Origin of the sequence: Rhodopseudomonas sp. P1, from assembly GCF_039642825.1 — a bacterium.
Lineage (GTDB): Bacteria > Pseudomonadota > Alphaproteobacteria > Rhizobiales > Xanthobacteraceae > Rhodopseudomonas > Rhodopseudomonas palustris_H.
On the sequence record NZ_CP088006.1, the window covers coordinates 4,471,040 to 4,497,375 of the forward strand.

At 62.0% G+C, this 26,336-nt stretch carries 23 protein-coding genes; 14 read left to right on the forward strand and 9 right to left on the reverse strand.

Annotated features, from left to right (window positions below; all coding sequences use genetic code 11):
• Nucleotides 1-2: 2 nt before the first annotated feature.
• Complete coding sequence (gene purU, locus LRC39_RS20600) at nucleotides 3-866, reverse strand: formyltetrahydrofolate deformylase (protein ID WP_107346704.1); 864 nt, start codon at nucleotides 864-866, stop codon at nucleotides 3-5.
• Between the two features lie 131 nt (nucleotides 867-997).
• Here purU and LRC39_RS20605 point away from each other — a divergent pair, with 131 nt between their 5' ends.
• From LRC39_RS20605 to LRC39_RS20670, 14 genes are all read left to right on the forward strand, one after another.
• Complete coding sequence (locus tag LRC39_RS20605) at nucleotides 998-1,843, forward strand: uroporphyrinogen-III synthase (RefSeq protein WP_346295484.1); 846 nt, start codon at nucleotides 998-1,000, stop codon at nucleotides 1,841-1,843.
• Between the two features lie 243 nt (nucleotides 1,844-2,086).
• Nucleotides 2,087-3,319, forward strand: a complete 1,233-nt coding sequence (locus tag LRC39_RS20610) for a branched-chain amino acid ABC transporter substrate-binding protein (RefSeq protein ID WP_107345714.1) — start codon at nucleotides 2,087-2,089, stop codon at nucleotides 3,317-3,319.
• Nucleotides 3,320-3,447: 128 nt separating this feature from the next.
• On the forward strand, nucleotides 3,448-4,395 hold the full coding sequence (locus tag LRC39_RS20615; protein ID WP_107345715.1) for a branched-chain amino acid ABC transporter permease: 948 nt from the start codon (nucleotides 3,448-3,450) through the stop codon (nucleotides 4,393-4,395).
• Nucleotides 4,392-5,693 carry a branched-chain amino acid ABC transporter permease gene (locus tag LRC39_RS20620; protein WP_107356697.1) on the forward strand — a complete coding sequence of 434 codons (1,302 nt, stop codon included), beginning with the start codon at nucleotides 4,392-4,394 and terminating at the stop codon, nucleotides 5,691-5,693. The genes LRC39_RS20615 and LRC39_RS20620 overlap by 4 nt, the downstream gene beginning before the upstream one ends.
• Nucleotides 5,690-6,439 (forward strand): ABC transporter ATP-binding protein, encoded by a 750-nt coding sequence (locus tag LRC39_RS20625; protein ID WP_346295485.1) that lies wholly within the window; start codon nucleotides 5,690-5,692, stop codon nucleotides 6,437-6,439. Before LRC39_RS20620 ends, LRC39_RS20625 begins: the two co-directional genes overlap by 4 nt.
• Nucleotides 6,439-7,134: an ABC transporter ATP-binding protein gene (locus LRC39_RS20630; RefSeq protein WP_107345718.1), complete on the forward strand. Its 696-nt coding sequence runs from the start codon at nucleotides 6,439-6,441 to the stop codon at nucleotides 7,132-7,134. Before LRC39_RS20625 ends, LRC39_RS20630 begins: the two co-directional genes overlap by 1 nt.
• A 171-nt stretch (nucleotides 7,135-7,305) precedes the next feature.
• Entirely contained in the window at nucleotides 7,306-7,884 is a 579-nt protein-coding gene (locus LRC39_RS20635) for a hypothetical protein (protein ID WP_346295486.1), read from the forward strand.
• 120 nt (nucleotides 7,885-8,004) lie between these two features.
• Entirely contained in the window at nucleotides 8,005-9,957 is a 1,953-nt protein-coding gene (locus tag LRC39_RS20640) for a glycosyltransferase family 39 protein (protein ID WP_346295487.1), read from the forward strand.
• Nucleotides 9,958-10,237: 280 nt separating this feature from the next.
• Complete coding sequence (locus tag LRC39_RS20645) at nucleotides 10,238-11,065, forward strand: ABC transporter ATP-binding protein (RefSeq protein ID WP_264074461.1); 828 nt, start codon at nucleotides 10,238-10,240, stop codon at nucleotides 11,063-11,065.
• Nucleotides 11,062-12,993: a long-chain fatty acid--CoA ligase gene (locus LRC39_RS20650; protein ID WP_346295488.1), complete on the forward strand. Its 1,932-nt coding sequence runs from the start codon at nucleotides 11,062-11,064 to the stop codon at nucleotides 12,991-12,993. Before LRC39_RS20645 ends, LRC39_RS20650 begins: the two co-directional genes overlap by 4 nt.
• A gap of 253 nt (nucleotides 12,994-13,246) precedes the next feature.
• On the forward strand, nucleotides 13,247-14,140 hold the full coding sequence (locus tag LRC39_RS20655) for a branched-chain amino acid ABC transporter permease (RefSeq protein ID WP_107346705.1): 894 nt from the start codon (nucleotides 13,247-13,249) through the stop codon (nucleotides 14,138-14,140).
• Nucleotides 14,141-14,303: 163 nt separating this feature from the next.
• Nucleotides 14,304-15,377, forward strand: a complete 1,074-nt coding sequence (locus tag LRC39_RS20660; RefSeq protein WP_346295489.1) for a branched-chain amino acid ABC transporter permease — start codon at nucleotides 14,304-14,306, stop codon at nucleotides 15,375-15,377.
• Between the two features lie 57 nt (nucleotides 15,378-15,434).
• Nucleotides 15,435-16,715: an ABC transporter substrate-binding protein gene (locus tag LRC39_RS20665; RefSeq protein ID WP_346295490.1), complete on the forward strand. Its 1,281-nt coding sequence runs from the start codon at nucleotides 15,435-15,437 to the stop codon at nucleotides 16,713-16,715.
• 254 nt (nucleotides 16,716-16,969) lie between these two features.
• Nucleotides 16,970-17,812: an ABC transporter ATP-binding protein gene (locus LRC39_RS20670; RefSeq protein ID WP_346295491.1), complete on the forward strand. Its 843-nt coding sequence runs from the start codon at nucleotides 16,970-16,972 to the stop codon at nucleotides 17,810-17,812.
• 48 nt (nucleotides 17,813-17,860) lie between these two features.
• Here LRC39_RS20670 and LRC39_RS20675 read toward each other — a convergent pair whose 3' ends face one another.
• The 8 genes from LRC39_RS20675 to LRC39_RS20710 form a co-directional block, all read right to left on the reverse strand.
• On the reverse strand, nucleotides 17,861-18,622 hold the full coding sequence (locus LRC39_RS20675; protein ID WP_346295492.1) for a glycosyltransferase family 2 protein: 762 nt from the start codon (nucleotides 18,620-18,622) through the stop codon (nucleotides 17,861-17,863).
• A gap of 72 nt (nucleotides 18,623-18,694) precedes the next feature.
• Nucleotides 18,695-19,666, reverse strand: a complete 972-nt coding sequence (locus LRC39_RS20680) for a GDP-L-fucose synthase family protein (RefSeq protein ID WP_346295493.1) — start codon at nucleotides 19,664-19,666, stop codon at nucleotides 18,695-18,697.
• A 4-nt stretch (nucleotides 19,667-19,670) separates the two neighbouring features.
• Nucleotides 19,671-20,753, reverse strand: a complete 1,083-nt coding sequence (gene gmd / locus LRC39_RS20685) for a GDP-mannose 4,6-dehydratase (protein WP_430624950.1) — start codon at nucleotides 20,751-20,753, stop codon at nucleotides 19,671-19,673.
• Between the two features lie 107 nt (nucleotides 20,754-20,860).
• The gene (gene rfbH / locus LRC39_RS20690; RefSeq protein WP_346295495.1) at nucleotides 20,861-22,216 is read right to left on the reverse strand and encodes a lipopolysaccharide biosynthesis protein RfbH; all 1,356 of its coding nucleotides are present in this window, start codon (nucleotides 22,214-22,216) and stop codon (nucleotides 20,861-20,863) included.
• 5 nt (nucleotides 22,217-22,221) lie between these two features.
• A complete protein-coding gene (gene rfbG, locus LRC39_RS20695) occupies nucleotides 22,222-23,298 on the reverse strand; it encodes a CDP-glucose 4,6-dehydratase (RefSeq protein ID WP_430624905.1) in 1,077 nt (358 codons plus the stop codon).
• On the reverse strand, nucleotides 23,295-24,065 hold the full coding sequence (gene rfbF / locus LRC39_RS20700) for a glucose-1-phosphate cytidylyltransferase (RefSeq protein ID WP_346295496.1): 771 nt from the start codon (nucleotides 24,063-24,065) through the stop codon (nucleotides 23,295-23,297). Before rfbF ends, rfbG begins: the two co-directional genes overlap by 4 nt.
• Nucleotides 24,066-24,166: 101 nt before the next feature.
• A complete protein-coding gene (locus tag LRC39_RS20705; RefSeq protein WP_346295497.1) occupies nucleotides 24,167-25,384 on the reverse strand; it encodes a hypothetical protein in 1,218 nt (405 codons plus the stop codon).
• On the reverse strand, nucleotides 25,381-26,325 hold the full coding sequence (locus LRC39_RS20710) for a glycosyltransferase (protein WP_346295498.1): 945 nt from the start codon (nucleotides 26,323-26,325) through the stop codon (nucleotides 25,381-25,383). The genes LRC39_RS20705 and LRC39_RS20710 overlap by 4 nt, the downstream gene beginning before the upstream one ends.
• Nucleotides 26,326-26,336 lie beyond the last annotated feature (11 nt).

The window sequence follows — 26,336 nt, forward strand, 5'->3', positions numbered from 1 at the left end:
CCTCAATCGGTGAACACCACCGTCTTGCGACCGTTCAGGATCACCCGGTCGTCGAGGTGATAGTGCAGCGCCCGGGACAGCACCCGGCGCTCGATATCGCGGCCCTTACGCACCAGATCGGCCGGGGTGTCGCGATGGCTGATGCGTTCGACGTCCTGATCGATGATCGGGCCCTCGTCGAGCGCGCTGGTGACGTAATGCGCGGTGGCGCCGATCAGCTTGACGCCGCGGTCGAACGCCTGGTGGTACGGCTTCGCACCCTTGAAGCCGGGCAGGAACGAGTGGTGGATGTTGATGCAGCGGCCGGCGAGCCGCGCCGACATCTCGTCCGACAGGATCTGCATGTAGCGCGCCAGCACCACCAGATCGGTGTGGGTCTGGGCGATCAGTGCGGTAATCGCCGCCTCCTGCTGCCGTCGCGTCTCCTTGTTCACCGGGAAGTGGTAGAACGGGATGTCGCCGAAATCGAACCCGCTGAAGGTCTCGCGCGGGTGGTTGGAGACGATCGCGGTTGGGATCATGTGCAGGTCGCCGACCCGCCAGCGATACAGAATGTCTGCCAGACAGTGGTCGGACTGCGACACCAGCAGCATCACCTTGCGCCGGGTCTCGCGGTCCCGCATGTGCCAGCCCATCGTGAACTTGGCAGCGATCACGCCGAAGCCGGTCCGCAGCGACGCCAGCGGAATCACCTTCTCGGCGGCGTTGAACACCACCCGCATGAAGAAGTGGCCGCTCTCGGTATCGTTGTATTGCTGCGCGTCGAGAATGTTCTGCCCGTTCTCGAACAGAAACGTGCTCACCGCGGAGACGATCCCGGCACGATCCGGGCACGACAGAGTCAGGACATACTGATGATGGGGCATGGCGATCTGGGCGGCAGCGCCGACGGCGCTGGAACTCGTTGCGGTGCCCTGCTGTAGCATCGCCGCATCGCTTGCGCCAATCCCGGAGACCGGCGCAAGATGCCCCGACAATGGGCGAAGGGCGAGACTGCATGGCCGAACGGCTCCAAGGCACCCGTATCCTGATCCTGGAGACGCGCGAGGAGGCTCAGTTCGCCCGGCTGCTGGCTGAACAGGGCGCCGACGTCCTGCAGTGCCCGATGTTCGAAATCCGCGATGCGCCCGACCCGGCCCCGGTCTCGGCCTGGATCGACCGGATGATCGCTGCGCCGTTCGACGATCTGGTGCTGCTGACCGGCGAAGGGCTGCGGCGCCTGACCAAGCTTGCCCGCGCGACCGACCGCGAACAGTCTTTCGTCGCGGCCGTGGGCCGGACGCGAACCTTCATCCGGGGACCAAAGCCGGGCCGGGCCCTGCGGGAGATCGGGCTGGAGCCGCAGGTGACTGCCGAAGCGCCGACCTCCGAGGGCGTCGCCGCCACGCTGAAACATTATAATCTCGCGGGTCGCCGGATCGGCGTTCAGCTCTATCCCGAACGTGACCACGCCGCGCTGCTCGATGCCATCACGGCGCAAGGGGCGACCATCGATGCGGTGCTGCCTTATGCCTACGACGCGCGCGCGGCTGAACAGACCGTTGTCACCGCTGTCGAGGAGATGGCGGAAGGCCGCGTCGATGCGCTGGCGTTGACCAGTTCCGGTCAGGTGCGGCGGCTGTTCGACGTCGCCCGCACACACGCCTGCGAAGACCGCCTGCGCGAGGGATTGAGCCGTACGCCGATCGCTTCGGTGGGGCCGGTGGTCACCGAGGAACTCGCCGCGCACGGCTTTGCACCGACCATCACCCCTGCCAATGAAGCATTCTTCATGAAACCGCTGATCAGCGCGATGATCGTCGCACTCGGCAGACGCACGCCGCGTAACACCGCGGCAGGTTAATGCGCCACGTCGTCCACCCTCGGCCCAGCCGATCGTTTTGGTTCCATTGCACGGAATTTGAACCGGAGGCGTCGTCCATCTTTTGGACGGCATGATGCGGCGCTCGGCAACTAGCTACCGACCAATGACTGAGCCGGTGTTTATTAACTAATCGTCAGCAAAGGGCGGTTGAAACGCACGACTGATCTGGGCTAACACCGAAACAACGATCTAACGAATAAAGATTTCAGGGAGGACTGCTAAATGCGTAAAGCTCTGCTTGCAGCCGTCGCTATCGCGCTGCCGATGTTCGGATCGGTTGCGATGGCGCAAGAAACCGTCAAGATCGGTTACATCGATCCGTTGTCCGGCGGCGGCGCCAGCGTCGGCGAAGGCGGCCTCAAGACCTTCCAATATCTCGCCGACGAGCTCAACGCCAAGGGCGGCATCCTCGGCAAGAAGGTCGAGATCGTTCCGCTCGACAACAAGACCAATCCGCAGGAAAGCCTGATCCAGGCGCAGAAGGCGATCGACGCCGGCGTGCGCTACGTGACCCAGGGCAACGGCTCGTCGGTCGCCGGCGCGCTGTCCGACTTCCTCACCAAGTACAATGAGCGCAACCCCGGCAAGGAAGTTCTTTACTTCAATTACGCCGCGGTCGATCCGGTACTGACCAACGAAAAGTGCAGCTTCTGGCACTTCCGCTGGGACGCCAACTCCGACATCAAGATGGAGGCGCTCACCAACTACATGAAGGACGTCCCGGCGATCAAAAAGGTCTATTTGATCAACCAGGATTACTCCTTCGGTCAGTCGGTGCGGACCCAGGCCCGGGCGATGCTGGCCAAGAAGCGTCCGGACATCCAGATCGTCGGTGACGAACTGCATCCGCTGCTCAAGATCTCCGACTTTGCGCCCTACGTCGCCAAGATCAAGGCGTCCGGCGCCGACACCGTCGTCACCGGCAACTGGGGCCAGGACATCGCGCTGCTGCTGAAAGCGGCCGCCGACGCCGGCCTCAAGGTGAGCTGGTACACCTACTACGCCGGCGGCGCCGGTGGCCCGACCGCGATCAAGCAGACCGGCCTCAACCATCAGGTGTTCCAGATCACCGAAGGCTTCGCCAACGTCGACCACAAGCCGTCGCAGGACTTCGAAAAGGCGTTCCGCGCCAAGGTCGACCTGAGCCTCTGGTATCCGCGCGCCGTGAACGAGATGCGGATGTTCGCGGCCGCGGCCGAAAAGGCCAAGTCGCTGGATCCGGTGAAGGTCGCCCAGGCGCTCGAAGACATGAAGTTCGAAGTGCTGGACGGCGGCGAAGGCATCATGCGGAAGGACGACCACCAGTTCTTCCAGCCGATCTACATCTCGTCGTTCGGTGACATTCCGGCCGGCCAGTTCGATGAAGAAAAGACCGGCTGGGGCTGGAAGCAGGTCGCCAAGATCGACACCGCTCAGACCATGCTGCCGACCACCTGCAAGATGGACCGGCCGTAAGCCTCACCCCGTCATGCCCGGCCGCGTGCCGGGCATTCACGCCTTCGGCGTGGACTGACAACAGACGTGGATGGCCGGGACAAGCCCGGCCATGACGACCTCACATCGTCAGGCGGCCTCATCCCATCATGCTCGAACTGATCGTCATTTCCACCCTCAATGGCGTTCTGTACGGAATGCTGCTGTTCTTGATGGCGAGCGGGCTCACCGTCATCTTCAGCATGCTCGGCGTGCTGAACTTCGCTCATGCCAGCTTCTATATGCTCGGCGCGTTCTTCGGCTATCAGATCAGCCGCTGGACCGGATTCTGGCCGGCGCTGCTGATCGCGCCGCTGCTCGCTGGCGCGATCGGTGCCGCGGTCGAACGTTTCGGCCTGCGCCGCGTCCACCGCAACGGCCATGTCGCCGAACTGCTGTTCACCTTCGGGCTCGCCTTCGCGATCGAGGAAGTGGTCTCGATCATCTGGGGCAAGGTCCCGGTCGACTACCGCACCCCTGCGCTGCTCGACTTCCCGGCTTTCACGATCTTCTCGACCAACTATCCCGCCTACAAGATGTTCATGCTGGCGGTGTCGGTGGTGATCTTCGTCGGCCTTCTGGTCGCGCTGAAAAAGACCCGGATCGGGCTGATCGTTCAGGCGGCGCTGACCCACCCGCACATGGTCGCCCATCTCGGCCACAACGTCGAACGCATCTTCATGCTGGTGTTCGGCGTCGGCACCGCGCTTGCCGCCGTTGCCGGCGTGATCGCCGGCCCGTCGCTGGTGACGCAGTCGAACATGGCTGCGCTGCTCGGCCCGATCCTGTTCGTCGTCGTGGTGGTCGGCGGCCTCGGCTCGCTGCCCGGCGCGTTCATCGCCTCGCTGCTGATCGGGCTGCTGCAGACCTTTGCGGTGTCGATCAATGCCTCGCCCGCCTCGCTGTTCGGTCCGCTCGGTCCTGATCTCGCGGCCTCCTGGCTCAATGACATCTGGAACGTGACCATCGCTCAGATCGCGCCGATCATGCCGTATCTGCTGCTCGTGCTCATCCTGATCTTCCGGCCGATGGGGCTGTTGGGAACCCGCGAAACATGACCGACCTCGCCTCCAGCGCCGCGCCGCCCCGGCCGACGCTGTCCGAACGTGCCAAGTTCTACGGACTCTGGATCGCCACCGCTTTGGTGCTGCTGCTGCTGCCGAAGCTGTTCGCTTCCGGCGGATCTCTGACGACGTTCAGCCTGGTCGGCATCTCGATCATCTTCGCGCTGTCCTACAACATCCTGCTCGGCCAGACCGGGATGCTGTCGTTCGGCCACGCGGTGTATTACGGCCTCGGCGGATTCCTCGCGATCCACACCATCAACATTCTCGGCTTCAACAAATGGCCGATCCCGCTGCCATTTGTGCCGCTGATCGGCGGGTTCGCCGGCTTGTTCTTTGCCGCTCTGATCGGCTGGGTGATGACCCAGCGCTCCGGCACCGCGTTCGCAATGATTTCGCTCGGCCTCGCCGAGCTGGTCGCCTCTTCGGCGCTGATCCTGCGCAGCTTCTTCGGCGGCGAGGCCGGCATCTCGGCCAACCGCACCAAGCTGTTCAAGGTATTCGGCCTGTCGTTTGGCCCACAGATTCAGATCTATTATCTGGTGGCCGCCTGGACTCTGATCGCCATCATCGCGATGTACGCGCTGACCCGGACGCCGTTGGGCCGGATGTGCAACGCCGTCCGCGACAACCCGGAGCGGGTGCAATTCGTCGGCTACGATCCGCACGTGGTGCGCTATCTGGCGTTCTGCTTCTCGGGCTTCTTCGCCGGCATCGCCGGCGCGCTGGCGGCGATCAATTTCGAAATCGCCAACTCGGCCTATCTCGGCGCGGTGCAGTCCGGCACCGTGCTGTTCGCGGCCTATATCGGCGGCATCGGCTTCTTCATCGGCCCGATCGTCGGCGCGATCTTCGTCACCGTGCTGTCGCTGGTGCTGAGCGACCTCACCCAGGTCTGGCAACTGTATTTCGGCCTGTTCTTCATCATCGTGGTGCTGTTCGCACCGGGCGGCATCACCGGCGTGCTGATGATGCATCGACCGCTGCTGCGCGCCGGCATGCTGACGCGGATGCTGCCGAGCTATGTGATGGCCGCCCTGCCGACGCTGGCGCTGTGCGTCGGGCTGATGCTGATGATCGAGACCACCGTGCACTACACCGTCAATCCGCACGAAGATCCGAACCGGGTGGCGTTCGGCATTCCGTTCAATGCCGCCAGCCCGCTGACCTGGGCGGCTTCGGCCGTGCTGATCATCGGCGGCTTCATCCTCGCCAAGATGGCGTGGAGCCGGGTCACACAGACCTGGGACACCACGCTGACCGCCGCCCGCGCCAAGGTTCATGCCCTATGAGCACCACGATCGAACTCCGCGGCGTCGAAAAGAGCTTCGGCGTCACCAAGGTGATCCAGAACATCAACCTGACGATCGCCCAAGGCGAACGCCACGCGCTGATCGGCCCGAATGGCGCCGGCAAGTCGACCACCTTCAACCTGATCAGCGGCTACATGCGGCCGACCACCGGCAGCATCCTGCTGCGCGGCGAAGAGATCGCCGGCATGAAGCCGTTCCAGATCAACCGCCGCGGGCTTTCGCGCTCGTTCCAGGTCACCAACGTGTTCGCCAACATGACGGTGTGGGAAAACCTGCGCTGCGCGGTGCTGTGGGCGACGGGGCATCGTTACGCGTTCTGGAAGAACGTCGACAATCTGCCCGAGGTGCGCGAGCGCACCGCGCAGATCCTGGAAGACATCCACCTGACCTCGCGTCGCGACGTCCCTGCGGGCCTGCTCACCTATGCCGAGCAGCGCGCGCTCGAGATCGGCATCACGATTGCCGGCGGCGCCAATGTGATCCTGCTCGACGAGCCGACCGCGGGCATGAGCCATGCAGAGACCGAACGCGCGGTGACGCTGATCCGCCGCCTCACAGAAGGCCGCACGCTGCTGATCGTCGAGCACGACATGAGCGTGGTGTTCGGCCTCGCCGACCGCATCTCGGTCCTGGTCTATGGCCAGATCATCGCTTCGGGAACGCCGGACGAAATCCGCGGCAATCCGAAGGTCAAGGAAGCCTATCTCGGCGAGGAAGCGGCCTGATGCTCGAGGTCAAAGACCTGCACGCCTATTACGGCAAGAGCCACATCCTGCAGGGCGTCGACATGCATATCGACGCCGGCGAGGTGGTCAGCCTGCTCGGCCGCAATGGTGTCGGCCGCTCCACCACGGTCAAGGCGATCATGGGCGAAGTGCCTCCGCACGGCAGCATCCTGTTCAAGGGCAAGAACATCGCCGGGCTGCCGAGCTACAAGATCGCACATCTCGGACTCGGCTACGTCCCCGAGCATCGCGACATCTTCCCGGGCCTGACGGTCCGGCAGAACCTGATGCTCGGCATCAAGAACCCGCGCAACCCCGGCAAATGGAAGCTGGAGGACATGCTCGACATGTTCTCCAACCTCAAGGCCCGTGCCGACACTCCGGCCGGCGTGCTGTCCGGCGGCGAGAAGCAGATGCTGACGATCTGCCGGACGCTGATGGGCGATCCCGAATTGGTGATGATCGACGAGCCGACCGAAGGGCTGGCCCCGATCATCGTGCAGCAGGTCGGCGACCTGATCGCCGAAATCGCCCGCCGCGGCGTCGCCATCCTGCTGGTCGAACAGAAGCTGTCGATCGCGATGCGGATCTCGCACCGGGTCTATGTGATGGGCCACGGCAAGATCGTGTTCGAAGGCACCCCCGACGACCTCAAGGCCAACGCCGCCATCCGCAAGGAATGGCTGGAGGTGTAAGCCGCGAGCGGCTCAGTTTCGGCAAGGAGGCGGCTTGGACTTGCCTCTCCGGACGGGAAGATCCCCGCGGTGTGAGCCCTGGCACCCGAGCAGCGCACATCACGGACGCTTTCCCGGCGGTCAGGTTCCAGGCTACCCTTCCGGCCCGATCGCCGATCCCTTGTGAGACCGATGCTGCCCCCTGCCCTGCTCCGCGCCACCGACTGGTTTCGCGCTTACGCCGATAATCCCGATCCCCTCGCCGCCACCGGCAACCTGGTGGCCCTGGTGCTGGCCGGCAACGGGCCGTTTTATCCGCTGTATGTCGCATTCGTCGGGGGCACAGGCGGGATGCCATGGCTGTTGCTGACGCTGCTGTCGTTTCCGTGCTTCCTCGCGGTGCCGGCGCTGGCCCGTCTCCAATCACGGCTCGGGCGGGTGACGCTGTCCCTGATCGCGACCGGCAACACGATATTCTGCACCTGGCTGCTCGGCGTGCCCTCCGGCGTCGAACTGTTTCTACTGCCCTGCGCGATGCTGGCCAGCGTGCTGTTTCGTCCCAGCGAGCGCCTGCTGATGCTGCCGCTGTCTGGCGTGCCGGTCGCGGCCTACCTCTTCCTGCACGATCGCTACGCGCCGCCGCCGCACAGCTACCAGCCGGCCGAATATGCCGGCCTGTTCTCGATGAACGCCTTCAGCGCCGCCATGATCTCGATCTTCATCGGCATGGTCTTCTCGCGCCTGTACGCGGCTGACCGGACCGGCGCATAGCGTTTCTGCCGTCAGCAGAAAGATCGAGAAACACCCCGCCTTATCGCAGCCGCCGCAGGCATGCTATCGGATGATCGGAGCGGCCGGACATCACGGTGGTCGCGATCGCTGGGGATCTCGATGGTGGATGTTGGGCGGCAGGACGACCGGACGACAGGCACGCAGGTGATCGCGCCACGTCCGATCCCTGCGGCATCTCCGGCTGTCGGCCAGCTACGCGACCAATCCCGCGATTGGCTCGACATCGGGGCGTTCCTGATCGTGCTCGCCGCGGCGATCGGCATCGCCGGGATCATGCTCGCCGGCTACTATCACGCGCCTGACCTACTGTGGCGCGGTTTTCACCACGACCGCAATTCGCACTACAGCTTTGGACTCGATCTCGCACTGGCGATCCGGACCTTCGATCCCGCCTGGTTTTTCGGCGAGCTCGAGAAGGCCAAGGTCTGGCCGCCGTTTCACGGGCTGGTGCTGAGCGCCGTGTTGCTGCTCGGCGGCATCGACCATCGGCTCGGCATCGTCCCCAGCCTGATCGGCTGGGTGATGACGGTCGCTTTCGTCTGGCTGATCGCACGGCGGCTGTTCGTCGACCGTTGCAGCGGCCTGTTCGCCGCGGCGGTTGCGGTGATCTTCACCGCCGCCAGCCCGGCCTTCCGCCTGATCAGCGCCGACGTGATGCTGGAAGGCGCCGGCGCCGGCCTGTCGGCTGCCGGACTGTGGGCCTATCTGCGGGCCGAAGCCACGCCGGATGCACCCGGACGCTGGCGGCTGCTGGCGCTGATCCTGACCGTGCTGTTCTTCCACAAGGGCAACTATTGGGGACTGCTTATCGCGCCGCTGGCGATCGCCTATGCCTCCGAGCATTGGGCACCAATCGTCCGAACGCTTCGGCAGATCTGGACGGCGACACGTGTGAAGGCGGTGCTGAAGGCTACCACCGGCTCACCGTTCTTGATCCTCGCAGCGTTGGTGGCAGGCCTGGTCGCAGCGATCTATGCGCACGGGCCGACCGCGCTGGAGCTGTTCGGCCGCTCGGTGTCGCTGTATCCGCCGGAAAACCTGACCACGGCCGCCTATGCGCTGATCTTCCTTTGGTGGACGTTCACCTGGTTGCGGCACCGCGCCACGATCGACCGGACCCTCGGCACCACTGGGCGGGCGCTGCTGTATTGGCACCTGACGCCGATCGCGATCTCGTTTCTGCTGCCGCACCGGCTGTCGAAATTCCTTTGGTTCGTCAGCCCCGCCAATAATCCCGATCCGAACCACAGCCTCTCCCTCGGCCTCCAGTTCTATTGGCGCGTGTTCGCCGACGGTTTTCATCTGGTGCCGTGGCTGGCGCCGATTGCCATCGCTCTGGCGCTGATCGGACTGATCGCGATTCCGAAGCTGACGCCTGGAGCCCGCGCCGTCTTCCTGTTCGCGCTGCTGGCCTGGGTCGGCGTGATCGCGCATCCGCAGCACCAGGGCCGGTTCATGTCGACCTGGGTGTTTTCGGTGTGGATCTGCTCCGGCGTGGGCGCCGGCGTGCTGCTGGCTCTGACCCGTCGCTGGCTGTCACCGCTGTGGCGAGTGGCGGTCGCAACCGCTCTGGCCGTTGTGCTGCTCGCGGTGAACCTGACGTCGCCGATGCCTAAAGCGGCTGCAACTTACGCACTGCAGGATGCTTCAGGTCCGAGCGATCTCGAACTGATCCGCCCGTATCTGGCCGAACTCGACGGCGCGCACGAGGTGGCGATGTTCACCACGTTCGGCATGAGCAAGCTGTTCGCCTGGGTGGTCCGCGAACGCTGCCGTTGCCACACCATCGTGGATGACCCGTTTATCGCCGGCGTAACCTCGCGCGAGGACGCCCGGGCGCTGATGAGCGAGCGCATCGCGCAATCGACCGCCGATGTCGTGGTGATCATCGACGCGCCCCACAGCCGCGACGAAGGCCCCGCCTTCGGATGGGTGTACGCCAACATGGTCGGCATCGTCGATGCGATGGCCGACCAGACCCGCTACTTACGCGGCACCAGCTACGCGCTGCCCATCGGCGATGCCACTGCAACGGTCTGGCGCCGCCGCTAAACCGTGTTTGTTGCATTGCGATAAAACACGACCGCTGCGGCATCGGGTCGCCTTGCCGGCCCGATATCTGCGTCAACGGTAACGATAGGCGGGATTACGCAGCGGCTTGCGTCAAGTCTCTCTTCCCAAACTCAAATAGTCGAATATCGTCGGGTGGCCGGCTAAGCTACGCTTCGGCAAAATGACAGCAACGCCTCCCAGAAGGCGGCTCAAAAGAATGCTGCGGCACGAGGATCAGGCGCGAGCAACGCGCCGGCCGGTGTCCGGGAGGAAATCGGGCTTGGAACATGCATTGGAAGTGCGCAATGTCTCCTTGCGCTTTGGCGGCGTCCGCGCGCTGAGCGAGGTGAGCTTTGCCGTGAATCACGGTGAGCTGTTTTCGATCATTGGACCGAACGGCGCCGGCAAGACCTCCGTGGTCAATTGCATTTCCGGCCGCTACCAGCCGAGCGAAGGCCAACTGTTTTACCATGGCCGCGACATCACCGGCCTGAAGCCGAACGCCCGCGCGTCGCTCGGCATCGGCCGCACCTTCCAAAATCTCGCGCTGTTTCACCACATGAGCGTGCTCGACAACATCATGGTCGGGCGCCACCACCTCCTCAAAAACAACTTCCTGACCGGCGCGCTGTACTGGTTTGGCGCGCGCCGCGAGGAGCTCGTCCACCGCCAGAAGGTCGAAGAGATCATCGATTTTCTCGACCTCCAGTCGGTGCGCAAGGCGACCGCCGGCACCCTGTCCTATGGCCTGCGCAAGCGCGTCGAACTCGCCCGCGCGATGGCATTGGAGCCGACGCTGATCCTGCTCGACGAGCCGATGGCCGGCATGAACTTCGAAGAGAAGGAGGACATGGCCCGCTACATCGTCGACCTCAACGAAGAGTTCGGCATGACGGTGGTGATGATCGAACACGACATGGGCGTGGTGATGGACATCTCCAACCGCGTCGTGGTGCTGGATTTCGGCCGCAAGATCGCCGAGGGCGATCCGGCCGAGGTGCTGGCCGATCCGCACGTCAAGCGCGCCTATCTCGGCGAAGAGGACGAGGTGCTGGTCGATCCTGACGATGCGCCGGATCACCCGACGGCGGCGGAGCGCGTGGCATGATGGACTATGCCGGCCGCGTCGCGGCAGCCGACACCTTCCCAAAGCTGCTGCGGCTCAATGCGAAGGAATTCGGCAACCAGATCGCATTGCGCGAAAAGGATCTCGGGCTGTGGCGGGTGTTCACCTGGGCCGATTATCAGGCCCGCGTGCACGACTTCGCCCTCGGCATGATCGAACTCGGCCTCGGCCGCGGCGACGTGATCGGCATCATCGGCGACAACCGGCCCGACTGGGTCGCGGCCGAAATCGCCGCGCATGCGATCGGCGGCCTCAGCCTCGGTCTGTACCGCGACGTGCTCGATGAGGAAGCCGACTATCTGCTCAATTACGGCGAGGCCAAGCTGGTGTTCGCCGAGGACGAGGAGCAGGTCGACAAACTGCTCGGCCTCGCCGACCGCGCGCCGCATCTGAAGCACATCGTCTATTCCGATCCGCGCGGGATGCGGAAATACGACGATCCGCGGCTGCTGCCGGCCGATCAGCTCGCCAAGCTGGGGCGCGATCGCGCCGGCCGGGAGCCGGGCCTATACGACCGGCTGGTCGACGCCACGCAGGGCGAGGACGTCGCGATCCTCTGCACCACCTCGGGCACCACCGCGCATCCCAAGCTGGCGATGCTGGCATCCGGGCGCGTGCTGAAACACTGCGCGACCTATCTGAGCTTCGATCCGAAGGGACCGGACGACGAATACGTCTCGGTACTGCCGCTGCCGTGGATCATGGAGCAGGTCTACGCGCTCGGCAAAGGGCTGCTGTGCCGGATGAAGGTCAACTTCGTCGAAGAACCCGACACGATGATGAACGACTTCCGCGAGATCGCACCGACCTTCGTGTTGTTCGCGCCGCGGGTCTGGGAAGGCATCGCCGCCGACGTCCGCGCCCGGGTGATGGACGCCTCGCCGCTGAAGCAGCGGCTGTATGGAGTCGGCATGAAGGCCGGGCTCGCCGCGCTCGACCAGGGGCAGCATTCGGCGTTCGCCGACGCGGTGCTGTTCCGCGCGCTGCGCGACCGGCTCGGCTTCACGCGGCTGCGCTCGGCGGCGACCGGCGGCGCCGCGCTCGGCCCCGACACTTTCCGGTTCTTCCGCGCCATGGGCGTGCCGCTGCGCACGCTGTATGGCCAGACCGAGCTGCTCGGCGCCTATACACTGCACAAGCCAGACGCGGTCGATCCCGACACCACCGGCGTGCCGATGGGCGCCGAGATCGAGATCAAGGTCCTGAACCCTGACGTCCAGGGCATCGGCGAGGTGGTGGTGCGCCACCCCAACATGTTCCTCGGCTACTATAAGAACCCGGAAGCATCGACTGCCGACATCAAAGACGGCTGGATGCATTCCGGCGACGCCGGCTATTTCAACGGCGCCGGCCAGCTCGTCATCATCGACCGCATCAAGGATCTCGCCGAGCTGTCGCACGGCGAGCGGTTCTCGCCGCAATACATCGAGAACAAGCTGAAATTCTCGCCCTACGTGGCCGAAGCGGTGATCCTCGGCGCCGGCCGCGACATGCTGGCGGCGATGATCTGCATCCGCTACTCGATCATCTCGAAATGGGCGGAGAAGAAGCGGATCGCCTTCACCACCTATTCGGACCTCGCCTCCCGTCCCGAAGTGTACGAGCTGCTGCGGCGCGAGGTCGAGACTGTCAACGCCACCCTGCCGCCGGCGCAGCGAATCGCCCGCTTCCTGCTGCTCTACAAGGAGCTCGACGCCGACGACGGCGAACTGACCCGCACCCGCAAGGTCCGCCGCAGCGTGATCAACGACAAATACGCAGACATCATCGACGGCATCTATGGCGGCAAGAGCGACATCCCGGTCGACACCACCATCCAGTTCCAGGACGGCACCACCCAGCGGATCCGCACCACGCTGAAGGTGGTGGATCTCGGTGGCGGCCACGCCCATGCGGAGGCTGCGGAATGACCCGCGCCCTCCCCATTACCGTCATGCCGGGGCTTGTCCCGGGCATCCACGAACAGCGGCGGCGGCAAGACGTGGATGGCCGGGACGAGCCCGGCCATGACGTGGAAAAGCATCGTCGTCTAACGGCGTCATGCGCGGGCTTGACCCGCGCATCCATCGTTCAAAGAAGATGGATTGCCGGGCCTTCGCCGCGCCGAAGCGGCTACGGCCGCGCAGGCGCGTCAAGCCCGGCAATGACGTGGGAGGCAAGAAGATGAACTCACACCTCCTGATCCAGCTCCTCGTCAACGGCCTCGTGGTCGGCACGCTGTACGGCGTGGTCGCGATGAGTTTCGTGCTGATCTACAAGGCCACCCAGGTCGTCAATTTCGCGCAGGGCGAACTGCTGCTGATCGGCGCTTGGGTGTGCTGGACGCTGCTGGCGAAATATCAGCTGCCGTTCTGGGTCGGCATGCCGATCACGCTGGTGTTCATGTTTATCTTCGGCATCGCGGTGCAGATCATCGTGCTGCGGCCGATGATCGGCGAGCCGATCATTTCGGTGATCATGGTGACGATCGCGCTGTCGACCGTATTCCAGGCGGCACTGAAGTGGATCTACGGCGTCAACCCGCAGCCGTTCCCGCAGATCTTCACCACCCAATCGATCTCGATCGGCGGCCTGCAGATCCAGACCGTCTATGTGATGAGCCTGGTCGTCTCGGTCGCGATGATGATCGGCATGGCGTGGTTCTTCAAAGTGTCGAAATACGGCCTCGCGATGCGTGCCACCGCGTTCAACCAGCAGGTGGCGCAGTCGCTCGGCATTTCGGTGAAGAGCGTGTTCGCGATGGCCTGGGCAATCTCCGCCACCGTCTCAGCCGTCGCCGGCGTCGTCGTCGCCGTGGTCAACGGCGTATCGTCGGGCCTGTCCGCCTACGGCATCAAGGTGTTTCCGGCCGCAATCCTCGGCGGACTCGACTCGATCGGCGGCGCCGTGCTCGGCGGAATCATTATCGGCCTCTTGGAAAACATCGCCCAGTATGTCGACAGCGAATATCTGCACTGGGGCAATCTCTACGAAATCGCGCCGTTCTACGTGCTGATCATCATCCTGATGATCAAGCCCTACGGCCTGTTCGGTACCAAGGACATCGAGCGGATATGAGCTTAGGCGCGGGCCGAAACGGAACAGCTCATGGTTCGAGACGCGAGGCGTGCCGCCGCGCTCCTCACCATGAGGGCAGCCTCATCCTGAGAAGCCCGGTGCAGCCCGGAGGGCGAAACCGGGCGTCTCGAAGGATGATGTGGAAGGCTGGAGGACTCTAACGATGGCGAATGCTTCTCTGATCCCCGCCGGCGATTTCCGCACCTCCTACGCCGCCGACACCACGATCTTCCCGACCAGGACCAGCCGCAACATGGCGATCCTGGGCGTCGTGCTGGTGTGCTTCGCGCCGCTGGTGCTGTCGGGCTATTGGCTCAGCATCCTGATCCAGATCGGCATCTTCGGCATCGCGGCGCTCGGGCTGAACATCCTGGTCGGCTTCACCGGCCAGATCTCGATCGGCCACGCCGCGTTCTTCCTGCTCGGCGCCTACACCTCGGCCTATCTGAACAACCACTTCCCGATCCCGGTGTTCTTCGCGATCCCGCTCGCCGGTCTCGTCACCGCGCTGGTCGGGCTGGTGTTCGGCGTGCCGGCGGCGCGGCTGAAGGGGCTGTATCTCGTCATCGCCACGCTGGCGGCGCAATACATCCTGATCGACTTCTTCTCGCGCGCCGAATGGTTCTCCGGCGGCTCGGTGCCGGCGATGGCCAATCCGTTCTCGCTGTTCGGCTACGTCCTGCAGGGCGACAAGCAGTATTTCTACGTCGTGCTGGCGTATCTCCTGGTCAGCTATATCCTGGTGACCAACCTGATGCGGACCCGCGACGGCCGCGCGCTGGTGGCGGTGCGCGACCATTATCTCTCGGCCGAGATCATGGGCATCAACCTCACCAAATATCGCACGCTGTCGTTCGCGCTCGCGGCGTTCTTTGCCGGCATCGCCGGCGCGCTCTACGCGCACTACCAGCTCGTCGTCTCCAACGAGGGCTTCGGCATCGAGCGCTCGATCCTGTTCCTGGCGATGATCATCATCGGCGGCATCGGCTCGATCTCGGGAACGCTGATGGGCACCGCCTTCGTGGTGCTGCTGCCGGAGACGATGGAGTGGCTCAGCAGCGGCCTGAAGGGCAGCGCGATCGACCAAGCGCTGGGGCTGAACAACAACCTGACCTTCCTGCGCGAAATCGCGATCGGCCTGATCATCATCCTGTTCCTGGTGTTCGAGCCCGATGGGCTGGCGCACCGCTGGCGGCAGATCAAGGCGTACTGGAAACTCTACCCGTTCTCGCATTGAGCGCGTGAACGGACGGACCACGAGACGGCAATAAAAACGACACTGGAGGAGAACACCATGACGATGAAATCCCTGCTCAGCAGCGCCGCGCTGGCGCTGGTGATCGCCGGCGCCTCCGCGACCGCGCAGGCGCAGATCGCGATCGGCCACCTGGCCGATTATTCGGGCGGCACCTCGGACGTCGGCACGCCCTACGGCCAGGCCGTCGCCGATACCTTCGCCTGGGTCAACAAGAACGGCGGCGTCGCCGGAAAGCAGTTGAACGTCGACACCAACGACTACGGTTACCAGGTGCCGCGCGCGATCGCGCTGTACAAGAAATGGTCGGGCGGCGACAAGGTCGCGGCGATCATGGGCTGGGGCACCGCCGACACCGAGGCGCTCACCGGCTTCCTCGCCAACGACAAGATCCCCGACCTGTCAGGCTCGTACGCGGCCGCGCTGACCGACCCGGAAGGCACCAGCGGCAAGGCCAAGCCCGCTCCCTACAACTTCTTCTACGGCCCGTCCTATTCCGACGCACTGCGCGCCGAGCTGATGTGGGCCGCGGAAGACTGGAAGGCTAAGGGCAAATCCGGCGCGCCGAAATTCGTCCACATGGGCGCCAACCATCCCTACCCCAACGCTCCGAAGGCCGCCGGCGAAGCGATGGCCAAGGAGCTCGGCTTCGAAGTGCTGCCGCCGCTGGTGTTCGCACTGGCGCCGGGCGACTACTCGGCGCAGTGCCTCAGCCTCAAGAGCTCGGGCGCCAACTACGCCTATCTCGGCAACACCGCGGCCTCGAACATCTCGGTGATGAAGGCCTGCAAAGCGGCCGGCGTCGACGTCCAGTTCATGAGCAACGTCTGGGGGATGGACGAGAACGCCGCCAAGACCGCCGGCGATGCTGCCAATGGCGTGATCTTCCCGCTGCGCACCGCGGTTGCCTGGGGCGGCAGCGCGCCCGGCATGAAGACGGTGGAGGAAATCTCGAAGATCTCCGATCCGTCGGGGAACGTCTATCGCCCGGTGCACTACGTCGCAGCAGTCTGCTCGGCGCTGTACATGAAGGAGGCGATCGAGTGGGCGGACAAAAACGGCGGCGCGACCGGCGAGAACGTCGCCAAGGGCTTCTACCAGAAGGCAGACTGGGTGCCGGCCGGCATGGAAGGCGTCTGCAACCCGTCGACCTGGACCGCCAAGGACCACCGCGGCACCATGAAGATCGACCTCTACCGCGCCAAGGTGTCGGGCCCGACCGACGGCGACCTCAAGGACCTGATCGCCAAGGGCACGATCAAGCTCGAAAAGGTCAAGACCGTCGACCTGCCGCGCAAGCCGGAATGGGCCGGGTGGTGAGCTGACGCGGCCGTGGCGGACGCCGCGGCTGTGCCCAGCATTGGCGCCGCGTCCGCCTGAAGCCGCGGCGCGCCACACCACAAACAACCGTCATCCCCCGCGCATGCGGGGGACCCAGTACGCCGCAGCGTGGCGTTTCGATCATCCGCGCTCTGGAATACTGGGTCGCCCGCTTTCGCGGGCGATTTACGGCGGTGGTTGGGGTGCAGATTGCCCACCATCAAGTCCAGCGAGTTTGAGAACGTAGGACCACCATGACGGAAGCCGCCGAACTTCACCCTCCGCAGCCCGGCGCCTCCACGGCGCCCGCGCCTCTGCTCAGCGTCCGAAACATCGAGGTCGTCTATGACGACGTCATCCTGGTGCTGCGCGGGCTGAGCCTCGACGTGCCACAGGGCACGATTGTGGCGTTGCTCGGAGCCAATGGAGCCGGCAAATCGACGACGCTGAAGGCAATCTCAGGCCTGCTGAAGACCGAAGACGGCGAGGTCACCCGCGGCGAGATCGTGTTCGATGGGGAGCGGATCGACGGCACCGATCCGGACAAGATCGTCCGCCGGGGCATCTTCCAGGTGATGGAAGGTCGCCGCATCGTCTCCGACATGACGTCGCTGGAGAACCTGAGGCTCGGCGCCTTCACCCGCAGCGACCGCGACGTCGGCCGCGACATTGAGATGGTCTACAACTATTTCCCGCGGCTGAAAGAGCGCACCGGCCTGGCCGGCTACCTGTCCGGCGGCGAACAACAGATGCTGGCGATCGGCCGCGCCCTGATGGCCCGCCCGAAGATGATCCTGATGGACGAGCCTTCGATGGGCCTCTCCCCGCTCCTGGTGAAGGAGGTGTTCTCGATCATCCAGCAGATCAACCGCGACCTCGGCGTCACCATCCTCCTGGTCGAACAAAACGCCCGCGCCGCCCTCTCCGTCGCCAGCCACGGCTACATCATGGAACAAGGCAAAGTCGTCCTCGACGGCACCGCCGACGAACTGCGCGACAACGAAGACGTGAAAGAGTTCTACCTCGGCGGCGCCGGCGACCAGCGCAAGAGCTTCAAGAATTTGAAGAGTTTTAAGAGGAGGAAGAGGTGGTTGTGAGGCGCTTCTCAGGCAAAGGTCCCGGCTTGTGCTTGCGCCCACCAAGCCTCAAGGCCGCCGTACCAACATCTGCTGCAGCCCCTTGAACCAAACGGCGTACGGTTGGGCGAGCCACCACTTCAACGGCACCCTACCATGATATCGTCGCACCACATTCATAGCTTCGCGATAATGGGCGCGACGAAAATTTCTGGTCTTTGTCAGATCGTGTTCGCGGTTCACGGCGACAAACTCATCGACAAACACAGGCGCTTCAAAGCGACGATATAAGCGCCACCACAGATCATAATCCATGGCCATATGCAAAGAAGGATCGACTCCTTTCACTTGCTCCCAGGCCGACCGTCGGATCAGCGTTGCGGGTTGGCAGACGATGCAGCGAAGGGCGAGCTGCCGCTCACTGAAGGGCTGAACCCAAATTGGACGACGGGTTTTCGTCCGTTCCACGTAATTCCACGCCCGGCCGTAAGACATCGGTGATCCGGGCACTTCCTCCAACGCATCCACTAGATGGGCCAGTCCTCCGGGGAGAAGCCAGTCGTCGCTGTTCAACCAGGTCACGTAAGGCGCTGTGCCCCGAGCGATGCCTTCGTTGATAGCAGCCGCCTGCCCTTGGTCCGCGTGACTGCGCCAGAAGGCGAGCCTTGGTTCCCACTCCCGAATGATCTCGACGGACCTATCGGTCGATCCGCCGTCCATCACAAAAACTTCGACAGGAATCGCTTGCGCGAAAATGGATCGCAGCGCTTCGCCGATGAATTCTCCCTGATTAAAGGAAGGTACCACAATAGTGATCAGAGGAACCGTCATCTTTGAAATGGCTTCGACATCGAGTGAGTAGCAAGGTCCTCTCGGCGCGAGAAGAAGACGGACGAACTACGGCTAGAGCCTCATCGAGGACCTCACCTCCGGCCCCGGTCCAATCTCCAGCTTTGTTAGGAAATCAGCGTAGGCCTGTGCGATTCCCTCCTTCAACGAGGTACCTGCACGCCAGCCGAGGGAGCTCAACCGTTCGACATCCAGCAGCTTACGCGGAGTGCCGTCGGCCTTCGAGGTATCGAACTCCAGGACTCCATCGAAGCCCACCACTTCCATGACCAGCGTGGCAAGCTCGGCAATAGTGACATCCTCACCGACACCCACGTTGTAAAGTCCGTCGACGATGTCCTCGCGCTCCATCAGAAACACACAGGCATCGGCCATATCATCAACATAAAGGAACTCGCGCCGTGGTCGTCCGGATCCCCAGACCGGCAGAACTCTCTCCCCACGCGCTTTAGCCTCATGTGCCTTGCGGATCAGAGCAGGGAGAACATGACTGTTTGCCAGATCGTAATTGTCGTTCGGACCATACAAATTTGTTGGCATGACCGATACGTAGCGCGTGCCGAACTGATGGTTGAAGCTTTCGCAGAGCTTAATTCCGGCGATCTTGGCGATCGCATATGGCTCATTCGTCGGCTCGAGCGGCCCTGTCAAAAGATACTCTTCGCGGATTGGCTGTGGGCAATCGCGGGGATAGATGCAACTTGAGCCGAGAAACAGCAATCGATCCACACCGACGTTCCGGGCTGCCTGAACCACATTCGTTTCGATCACGAGGTTCTGGTAGATAAAGTCGGCGCGCTGGGTATTGTTCGCGTGAATGCCACCGACCTTAGCAGCCGCCAGGAACACGTAGTCAGGCCGCTCGGCCGCAAAGAAGTACTCAACGTCTGCCTGTTTGGTTAGGTCGAGGTCAGCACGGGAGCGAGTAACGATGTTACGGTAGCCACGCCGTTGAAGATTGCGAACTATGGCGGATCCGACGAGGCCGCGGTGGCCCGCCACATAAATCTTGCAATCCTTGTCCATGGCCCTACTCGTGGTAATTCATGGCCTTGTAGCCATGCTTTTTAACCAATTCGTCACGCTCAGCTGCCTTGAGGTCCTCGCGAACCATTTCGCTGACCAGTTGATCGAAGGTCACACGCGGACTCCAACCAAGCCGCTGCCTTGCCTTACTGGCGTCACCAAGCAAGGTTTCGACCTCGGTGGGCCGGAAATAACGGGGATCGACGGCGACGACACAGCGCCCAAGGTGATCGTACCCCTTCTCCTCAGCCCCCTCTCCCTTCCAATCGATCTCCATCCCGAGCTCTCGAGCAGCCGCATCGACAAAATCGCGAACGCTGTGTTGAACGCCAGTCGCAATAACGTAATCTTCCGGCTCGTCCTGCTGCAGCATCAACCACTGCATTTCGACATAGTCACGGGCATGCCCCCAATCGCGCTTGGCATTTAAGTTGCCGAGGTAGAGGCAATCTTGGAGACCGAGCTTGATGCGCGCCATCGCCCGGGTGATCTTGCGTGTGACAAAGGTTTCACCGCGGATCGGCGACTCGTGATTGAACAAGATGCCATTACAGGCATAGATGCCATACGCCTCACGATAATTGACCGTGATCCAGTAAGCATACAGCTTCGCCACAGCGTATGGGCTACGCGGATAGAATGGGGTCGTTTCCTTTTGAGGAATCTCCTGCACCAACCCGTACAACTCTGAGGTCGACGCCTGATAGAAGCGCGTTGACTTCTTCAATCCAAGAATGCGCAGCGCTTCGAGAATACGTAGCGCACCGAGAGCATCCGAATTAGCGGTATATTCAGGCTCCTCGAAACTTACCGCAACATGGCTTTGCGCAGCGAGATTGTAGATTTCGTCCGGCTGCACCTGTTGAATGATACGCACCAGGCTTGAGGAATCCGTCAGATCACCATGATGCAGGATGAAATGAACATCCTTCTCGTGCGGATCCTGATAGAGATGGTCGATGCGATCGGTGTTGAACAACGAAGTGCGGCGCTTAATTCCGTGAACTTCATACCCCTTTTGCAGGAGAAACTCGGCCAGATAGGCTCCATCTTGGCCGGTAACGCCAGTGATCAAGGCACGCTTCATCTTCATTAGACCTTCTGGACCCGTCGTGGCTTCGACCAATTGAAGACCTCATCGACGCTCTCGGAAAAACAACGACCTCAGCCGTTCGGCACGAGTTTCGGCGGCGCCTAGGACGTCATAGACTCCGGCGCAGCGAGCGGCTGTGGCACTTTACCCAAGAACGCTCTGATGCTGTCTGCCGAGAAGGCCAGCATGTCGGCACTCAAAGCCGGCTGAACTCCAATCCAGAACGTCTGGTTCATCACCGTATCGGTGTTGCTCAACTCGCCGCTTACGCGGAATTGCCGTCCAACCATGTAGGGTTGCTTGGTCAAATTGCCCGCAAAAAGTAGACGCGTTCCGATCTTCTGCTCGTCGAGATAACGCAGCAGATCGACACGGCTGATCTTGGCGCTCTCCCGGATCGTGATCGGGAATCCGAACCAAGATGGATTCGAATTGGCAGTGGCTTCAGGTAGGATCAGTTCATCCTCGCAGCCAGAAAGCAGTTGCCGTAGAAGCTGGAAGTTCTCGCGGCGCTTCTGAATGAATGCGGGAGCCTTTTCGAGCTGCGCCAAACCGCACGCGGCCTGCATATCGGTAATCTTCAAATTATAACCGAGATGGCTGTAGGTGTATTTATGATCGTAGCCTTCCGGCAAATCCCCGAGCTTCCATCCGAAACGCTGATTACAGGTATTGTCCTTGCCCGGCGGGCAATAACAGTCCCGCCCCCAGTCGCGGAAGCTTTCGGCGATTCTTTTCAGTCTGATGCTGTTAGTAAACACTGCCCCACCCTCACCCATGGTGATGTGGTGCGCGGGGTAGAAACTCAGCGTTCCAATGTCGCCGAAAGTGCCGACCATCTGTCCATTGTAGGTCGAGCCGAGCGCATCGCAGCAATCTTCGATCAGCCAAAGATTGTACTTCTTACACAACGCATTGACGACACTCAGATTATAGGGATTACCGAGCGTGTGAGCGAGCATGATAGCCTTGGTCTTCGGGCTGATGGCAGCTTCGATCTTTCCCGCGTCGATATTGTAGGTGCCGAGCTCGACATCAACGAATACGGGTACTGCACCGAACTGAAGGATCGGATTCACGGTCGTCGGAAACCCGGCCGCAACGCCGATAACCTCGTCACCCGGCTTGATCGCCCGCTCTCCGAGCCGCGGCGAGGTCAGCGTATTGAAAGCGATCAGATTGGCCGAAGAACCGGAATTGACTGTGATGAGTAGTTTTACACCGAGGAATTCAGCGAGCTTCTGCTCGAACTCATCGTTGAAACGGCCCGTGGTGAGCCACCCGTCCAACGATGCCTCAACCATGAGCTTCAGCTCTTCAGCGCCGATCAGCTTTCCTGAAGGCGGCACAACGCTGGCGCCGGGACGGAATGTCGACGGCTTGAGCGCGATGGCAGCATAGTCTTCCACCAACTTGGCGATCTGCGCCCGAATTGCCTTCGCCTGATCATTCTGCATAGAAGTCAACTCGACCTTACCATTTGATAGGACATGATCTGCTCAAGCGTCAGCTCACGGGCGTCCGCGCCAGCCTCACGTCGTTTGGCCCAATCCACCACCAGCTTAAGCGCTTCTCCGAGGGGTAGCATAGGGTGCCAATTCAGGCGACCACGCGCCTTCGATACATCCAACTTCAAATACCCCGCTTCATGAGGGTGCACGCCGTCGTCGACTCGCCACCCCGCACCTTCTCCCCACAGACCCGCCATCTGCTCGACGATCCAGGCGACGGGCCTGGCGTCATCGTCAGAAGGCCCGAAATTCCAAGCCTCAGCACATGCAGGCCCGTCGTTGAAGACGCGCTCTGCTAATTCGAGATACCCACTCAGCGGCTCGAGAACATGCTGCCAAGGACGGATAGCATGAGGATTTCGAATGTGGACCGGCTGGCCTTTTCCAAACGCCGCTACGATGTCCGGAACAAGGCGATCCCGCGCCCAGTCCCCGCCACCGATAACATTGCCGGCTCGGGCGGTCGCAAGTGCAACACCGTGGACAGCGTAGTCCCGGGGATTGAAAAAGGACTGCCGATAGGAGGAACTGACCAGTTCCGCACATCCCTTGCTATTACTATAGGGATCGTAGCCACCCATCGCATCGACCTCGCGATACCCCCACACCCATTCGCGATTGTCGTAGCACTTGTCAGAGGTGACATTGATAACGGCTTTAACACCGGCGGTCTGCCGCACGGCATCGAGTAGATGAACCGTCCCCATAACGTTCGTGAGGTAGGTTTCGACCGGATGATCGTAAGAGTAGCGCACCAGAGATTGAGCCGCCATGTGAATGACGATCTCGGGTCTCGCTTGCCGCATGACTCGGACGAGCTGCTCCAGATCCGCGATATCGGCAGTAATAGACGTCATTCCGTCGCCGACCCGCGCCTGCTCGAATAGGCTGGGTGTCGTCGGCGGCTGCAGCGCATAGCCTGTCAGCTCGGCGCCCATGCTCTGCAGCCAAAGCGAGAGCCAGCTGCCCTTGAAGCCGGTGTGCCCGGTGAGGAAAACGCGCTTACCGCGCCAGAACTCGGGCGTCACGTCCAAACCTTCCAGGCAGCATTGCCGCTCTGCCAGAGCGCCTCGAGATGCTGTTTGTCTCGCAGCGTATCCATCGGTTGCCAAAATCCGTGATGCAGATAGGCGGACAACTGACCGTCCCGCGCGAGGCGCTCCATCGGTTCGCGCTCCCAAACGGTTGAATCACCTTCCACGTAGTCGGTGACCGCTGGCGATAGCACGAAGAAGCCTCCATTGATCCAGCCGCCATCACCATGTGGCTTTTCCTCGAAGCTGGTCACGATCGGCCCATCCAGATTCAGAGCACCGAACCGACCAGGAGGCTGAACGCCCGTCAGAGTTGCAAGCTTACCCTGAGCGCGGTGAAACGCGATGAGCTCACTGATGTTTACATCGCCGACACCATCTCCATAGGTACAGCAGAAATCGTCATCCCCCAAATACTTCCGGATACGCTTCAGGCGGCCACCAGTCATGGTTGCATCGCCTGTGTCCACCAGGGTGACACGCCAAGGTTCTGCATTATTTTGATGGATCACCGTCTCGTTCTTCGCCATGTCGAACGTAACGTCCGACATATGAAGCGAGTAATTCGCGAAATATTCTTTGATGACGTAGCCCTTGTAGCCGAGGCAGACAATGAAGTCATTGATTCCATAAGCGGAATAGATCTTCATGATGTGCCAGAGGATCGGCCGCCCGCCGATCTCGACCATCGGTTTTGGTCGCAAGGACGTTTCCTCGGCGATCCGGGTACCCAGCCCGCCTGCAAGAATAACCGCTTTCATTTTCTTGAACCTCGACAGCCCTAACTGACTTCAGGCAGCCCCGACTCTGCGCCGCGCCGATCTTTATACACGGGAACACGCCACAAGCGGAGTTGTCGCAATTATACCGTTGCCAACAAATCCGGAACAAATCTGGCCTTGATTGCTGAAAATGCGGTCTTCCAGGCCGCCTTGACGTCCGGATCGGGAACCCAATCCTCTTCAATCGCCTGCCGCAACCGCATTGCCGCTGTCGCGGGATCTGGAGGCAGCTTCAGAACCAACCCCGCGGGCAACTCGTCGCAGTAGCTGGTGGCGTTATCCACCACGAGCGTGGCTCGGGCAGCCGCAATGCTCTTGATCAACGCTCCTTCGATAGGTGCGGACCATAGCGAAGGAACTGCTACGAACCTGGCCCTCGACAACTCCTCGCTCAGTCCGGTTTCCCACGAACACGGCAGAAACGAGCAATTGTCAGGAGCAGCCATGGAAACCGGCTTGGCGAAGGGAAACATGAAGCGCAGTTCCGGGCACTGCTCGGCAAGCTGGACTGTCCAGTTCGCGCCTTTTGCGTCGACGCCATAGCCGTGAAAGACCACGTCCCACGCGAAGTTCGGCGCAGCCGTCGGGGCGCCCTCTGCTGCACTGGCACCGCCGAAAATGTCATCCCAATCGCTGGTCCACAAACCTACGACCGGAGGCGTCAGAGCCAACCCGAACTGGCGCTGCGCCAATGCAGCTTGTCGTTGGTTCTGGGCGGCAATCTTGACCTTGCCCGATGTCGTCAACTGCCGCAGACGCGGTGCAAAATCGAGCCCCGCAGGGTCCGGCCGTGGAAAGGGGCGGCAGCCCTGCGCGGCAACTTGTTCGAAGCCCAACTCAAGGCAGCGCAGACAGGGGCCTGCCTCGCCCTTCAGATGATTGTAACTCGCCACGCAGAAAAATGAGCTGTCGAGCAAGTACAGCAACGACGGAGAGGATCTCGATTCCAGCAGACGAAGTGCAAGATCGTAGCCGAGGTTCTGCGGATGCAGCAGAATGAGCTGACGCTTGGGATTTGCCAGCACCAAGCCGGCTTCGATCCAGAAACGCGAAATCAATTGTGCGTAGCGGACCGCCTCTCGCGCAATACGCCCGTAATTCTTGCTTTTCAGCCAAAGCTGAAACTGCCAGCGCGCGGGCCGTTCCGGTTTGGCCACGATCTTGATTCGTCCTTGCCCGAGTTGGGCAATGCGCGACGCGAGGTGCGCAACAAATCGACCGGTACCGCTGTCACCTGCCGGTATTCCCGAGACGATTGCCAGCCGGGGCGGCAACTCGGAGCCGACCGTGCCGCTCATCGAGTCATCCATCTGCGCGCTCGGCTCATCACGCGCCCAACGAGCGAGACCTTTGCCGTCGGCACTCCCTCGGTTCCCTCGCGCGGCCGACCGTCATAAAATGTCGCGAACCGGCGGTTGATCTCATCGCTCAACTGCAATTGGCCCGGCGGCGGAAATGAGAACGACGACTGCATGTTGATGTCGACATCGAACTTATCGGTTACTCCGCAATGCACGCCTGTTCCATCGTTGCCAATGTTGCCGACGATCGAACGAGACGGCCTGAAACAATAAGCTTCATTTTTGTAGTGAGCGTAGTCCCACCGGATACCCCAGGAACTGATCTTGCCAGCCATCTGAAGCTTGAGAATGTGAAACATGTCGTCGCCACCGCGATTGAAACGCGCGATAGCAGTCTCATCCTTGCAGAATTCATCGAACTCACGGACGTCCCAGTCGACCTTGCCCCAGCGATCGCGCCAAGTCGCCCAGCCCCAGGTGCAGCACCTGTACGACAGATAGGAGTCCTCGTCGTAGTTTGCCGGCATTTCCAGCGGGGGACTGTAACCTCCAATGGAGAAGACCCGCGAATCCTTTTCACAAGCCGCAAGCGCATCGTTCATGTAGTTCAAGAAGAGCGGCGAAAACTGCAAATCGTCTTCCACGACGATGACCTTGCCGTACCTCTCGATAGTGGCGGAGACGCCAGCGATCACCGACGCGGCAAGACCGCGGTTATTCGATTGCTTGAAGACCGTGACGCTCTTGAAACCCTCGATGTTGTCGACGATCGCCCTGACCGCCGCGACATCCGCATCGTCTTTTGCGCCACGCGAGCCATCCGAATACACGAACAACTCGGATTGGCTCGCAAGCGCATTGGCTTTCAGCGACTCAAGGGTCGTTCGAGTGTGGACAGGCCGATTGAACACAAACAGAACGATCGGAGCGAGCGTCATTGCATTGGCCA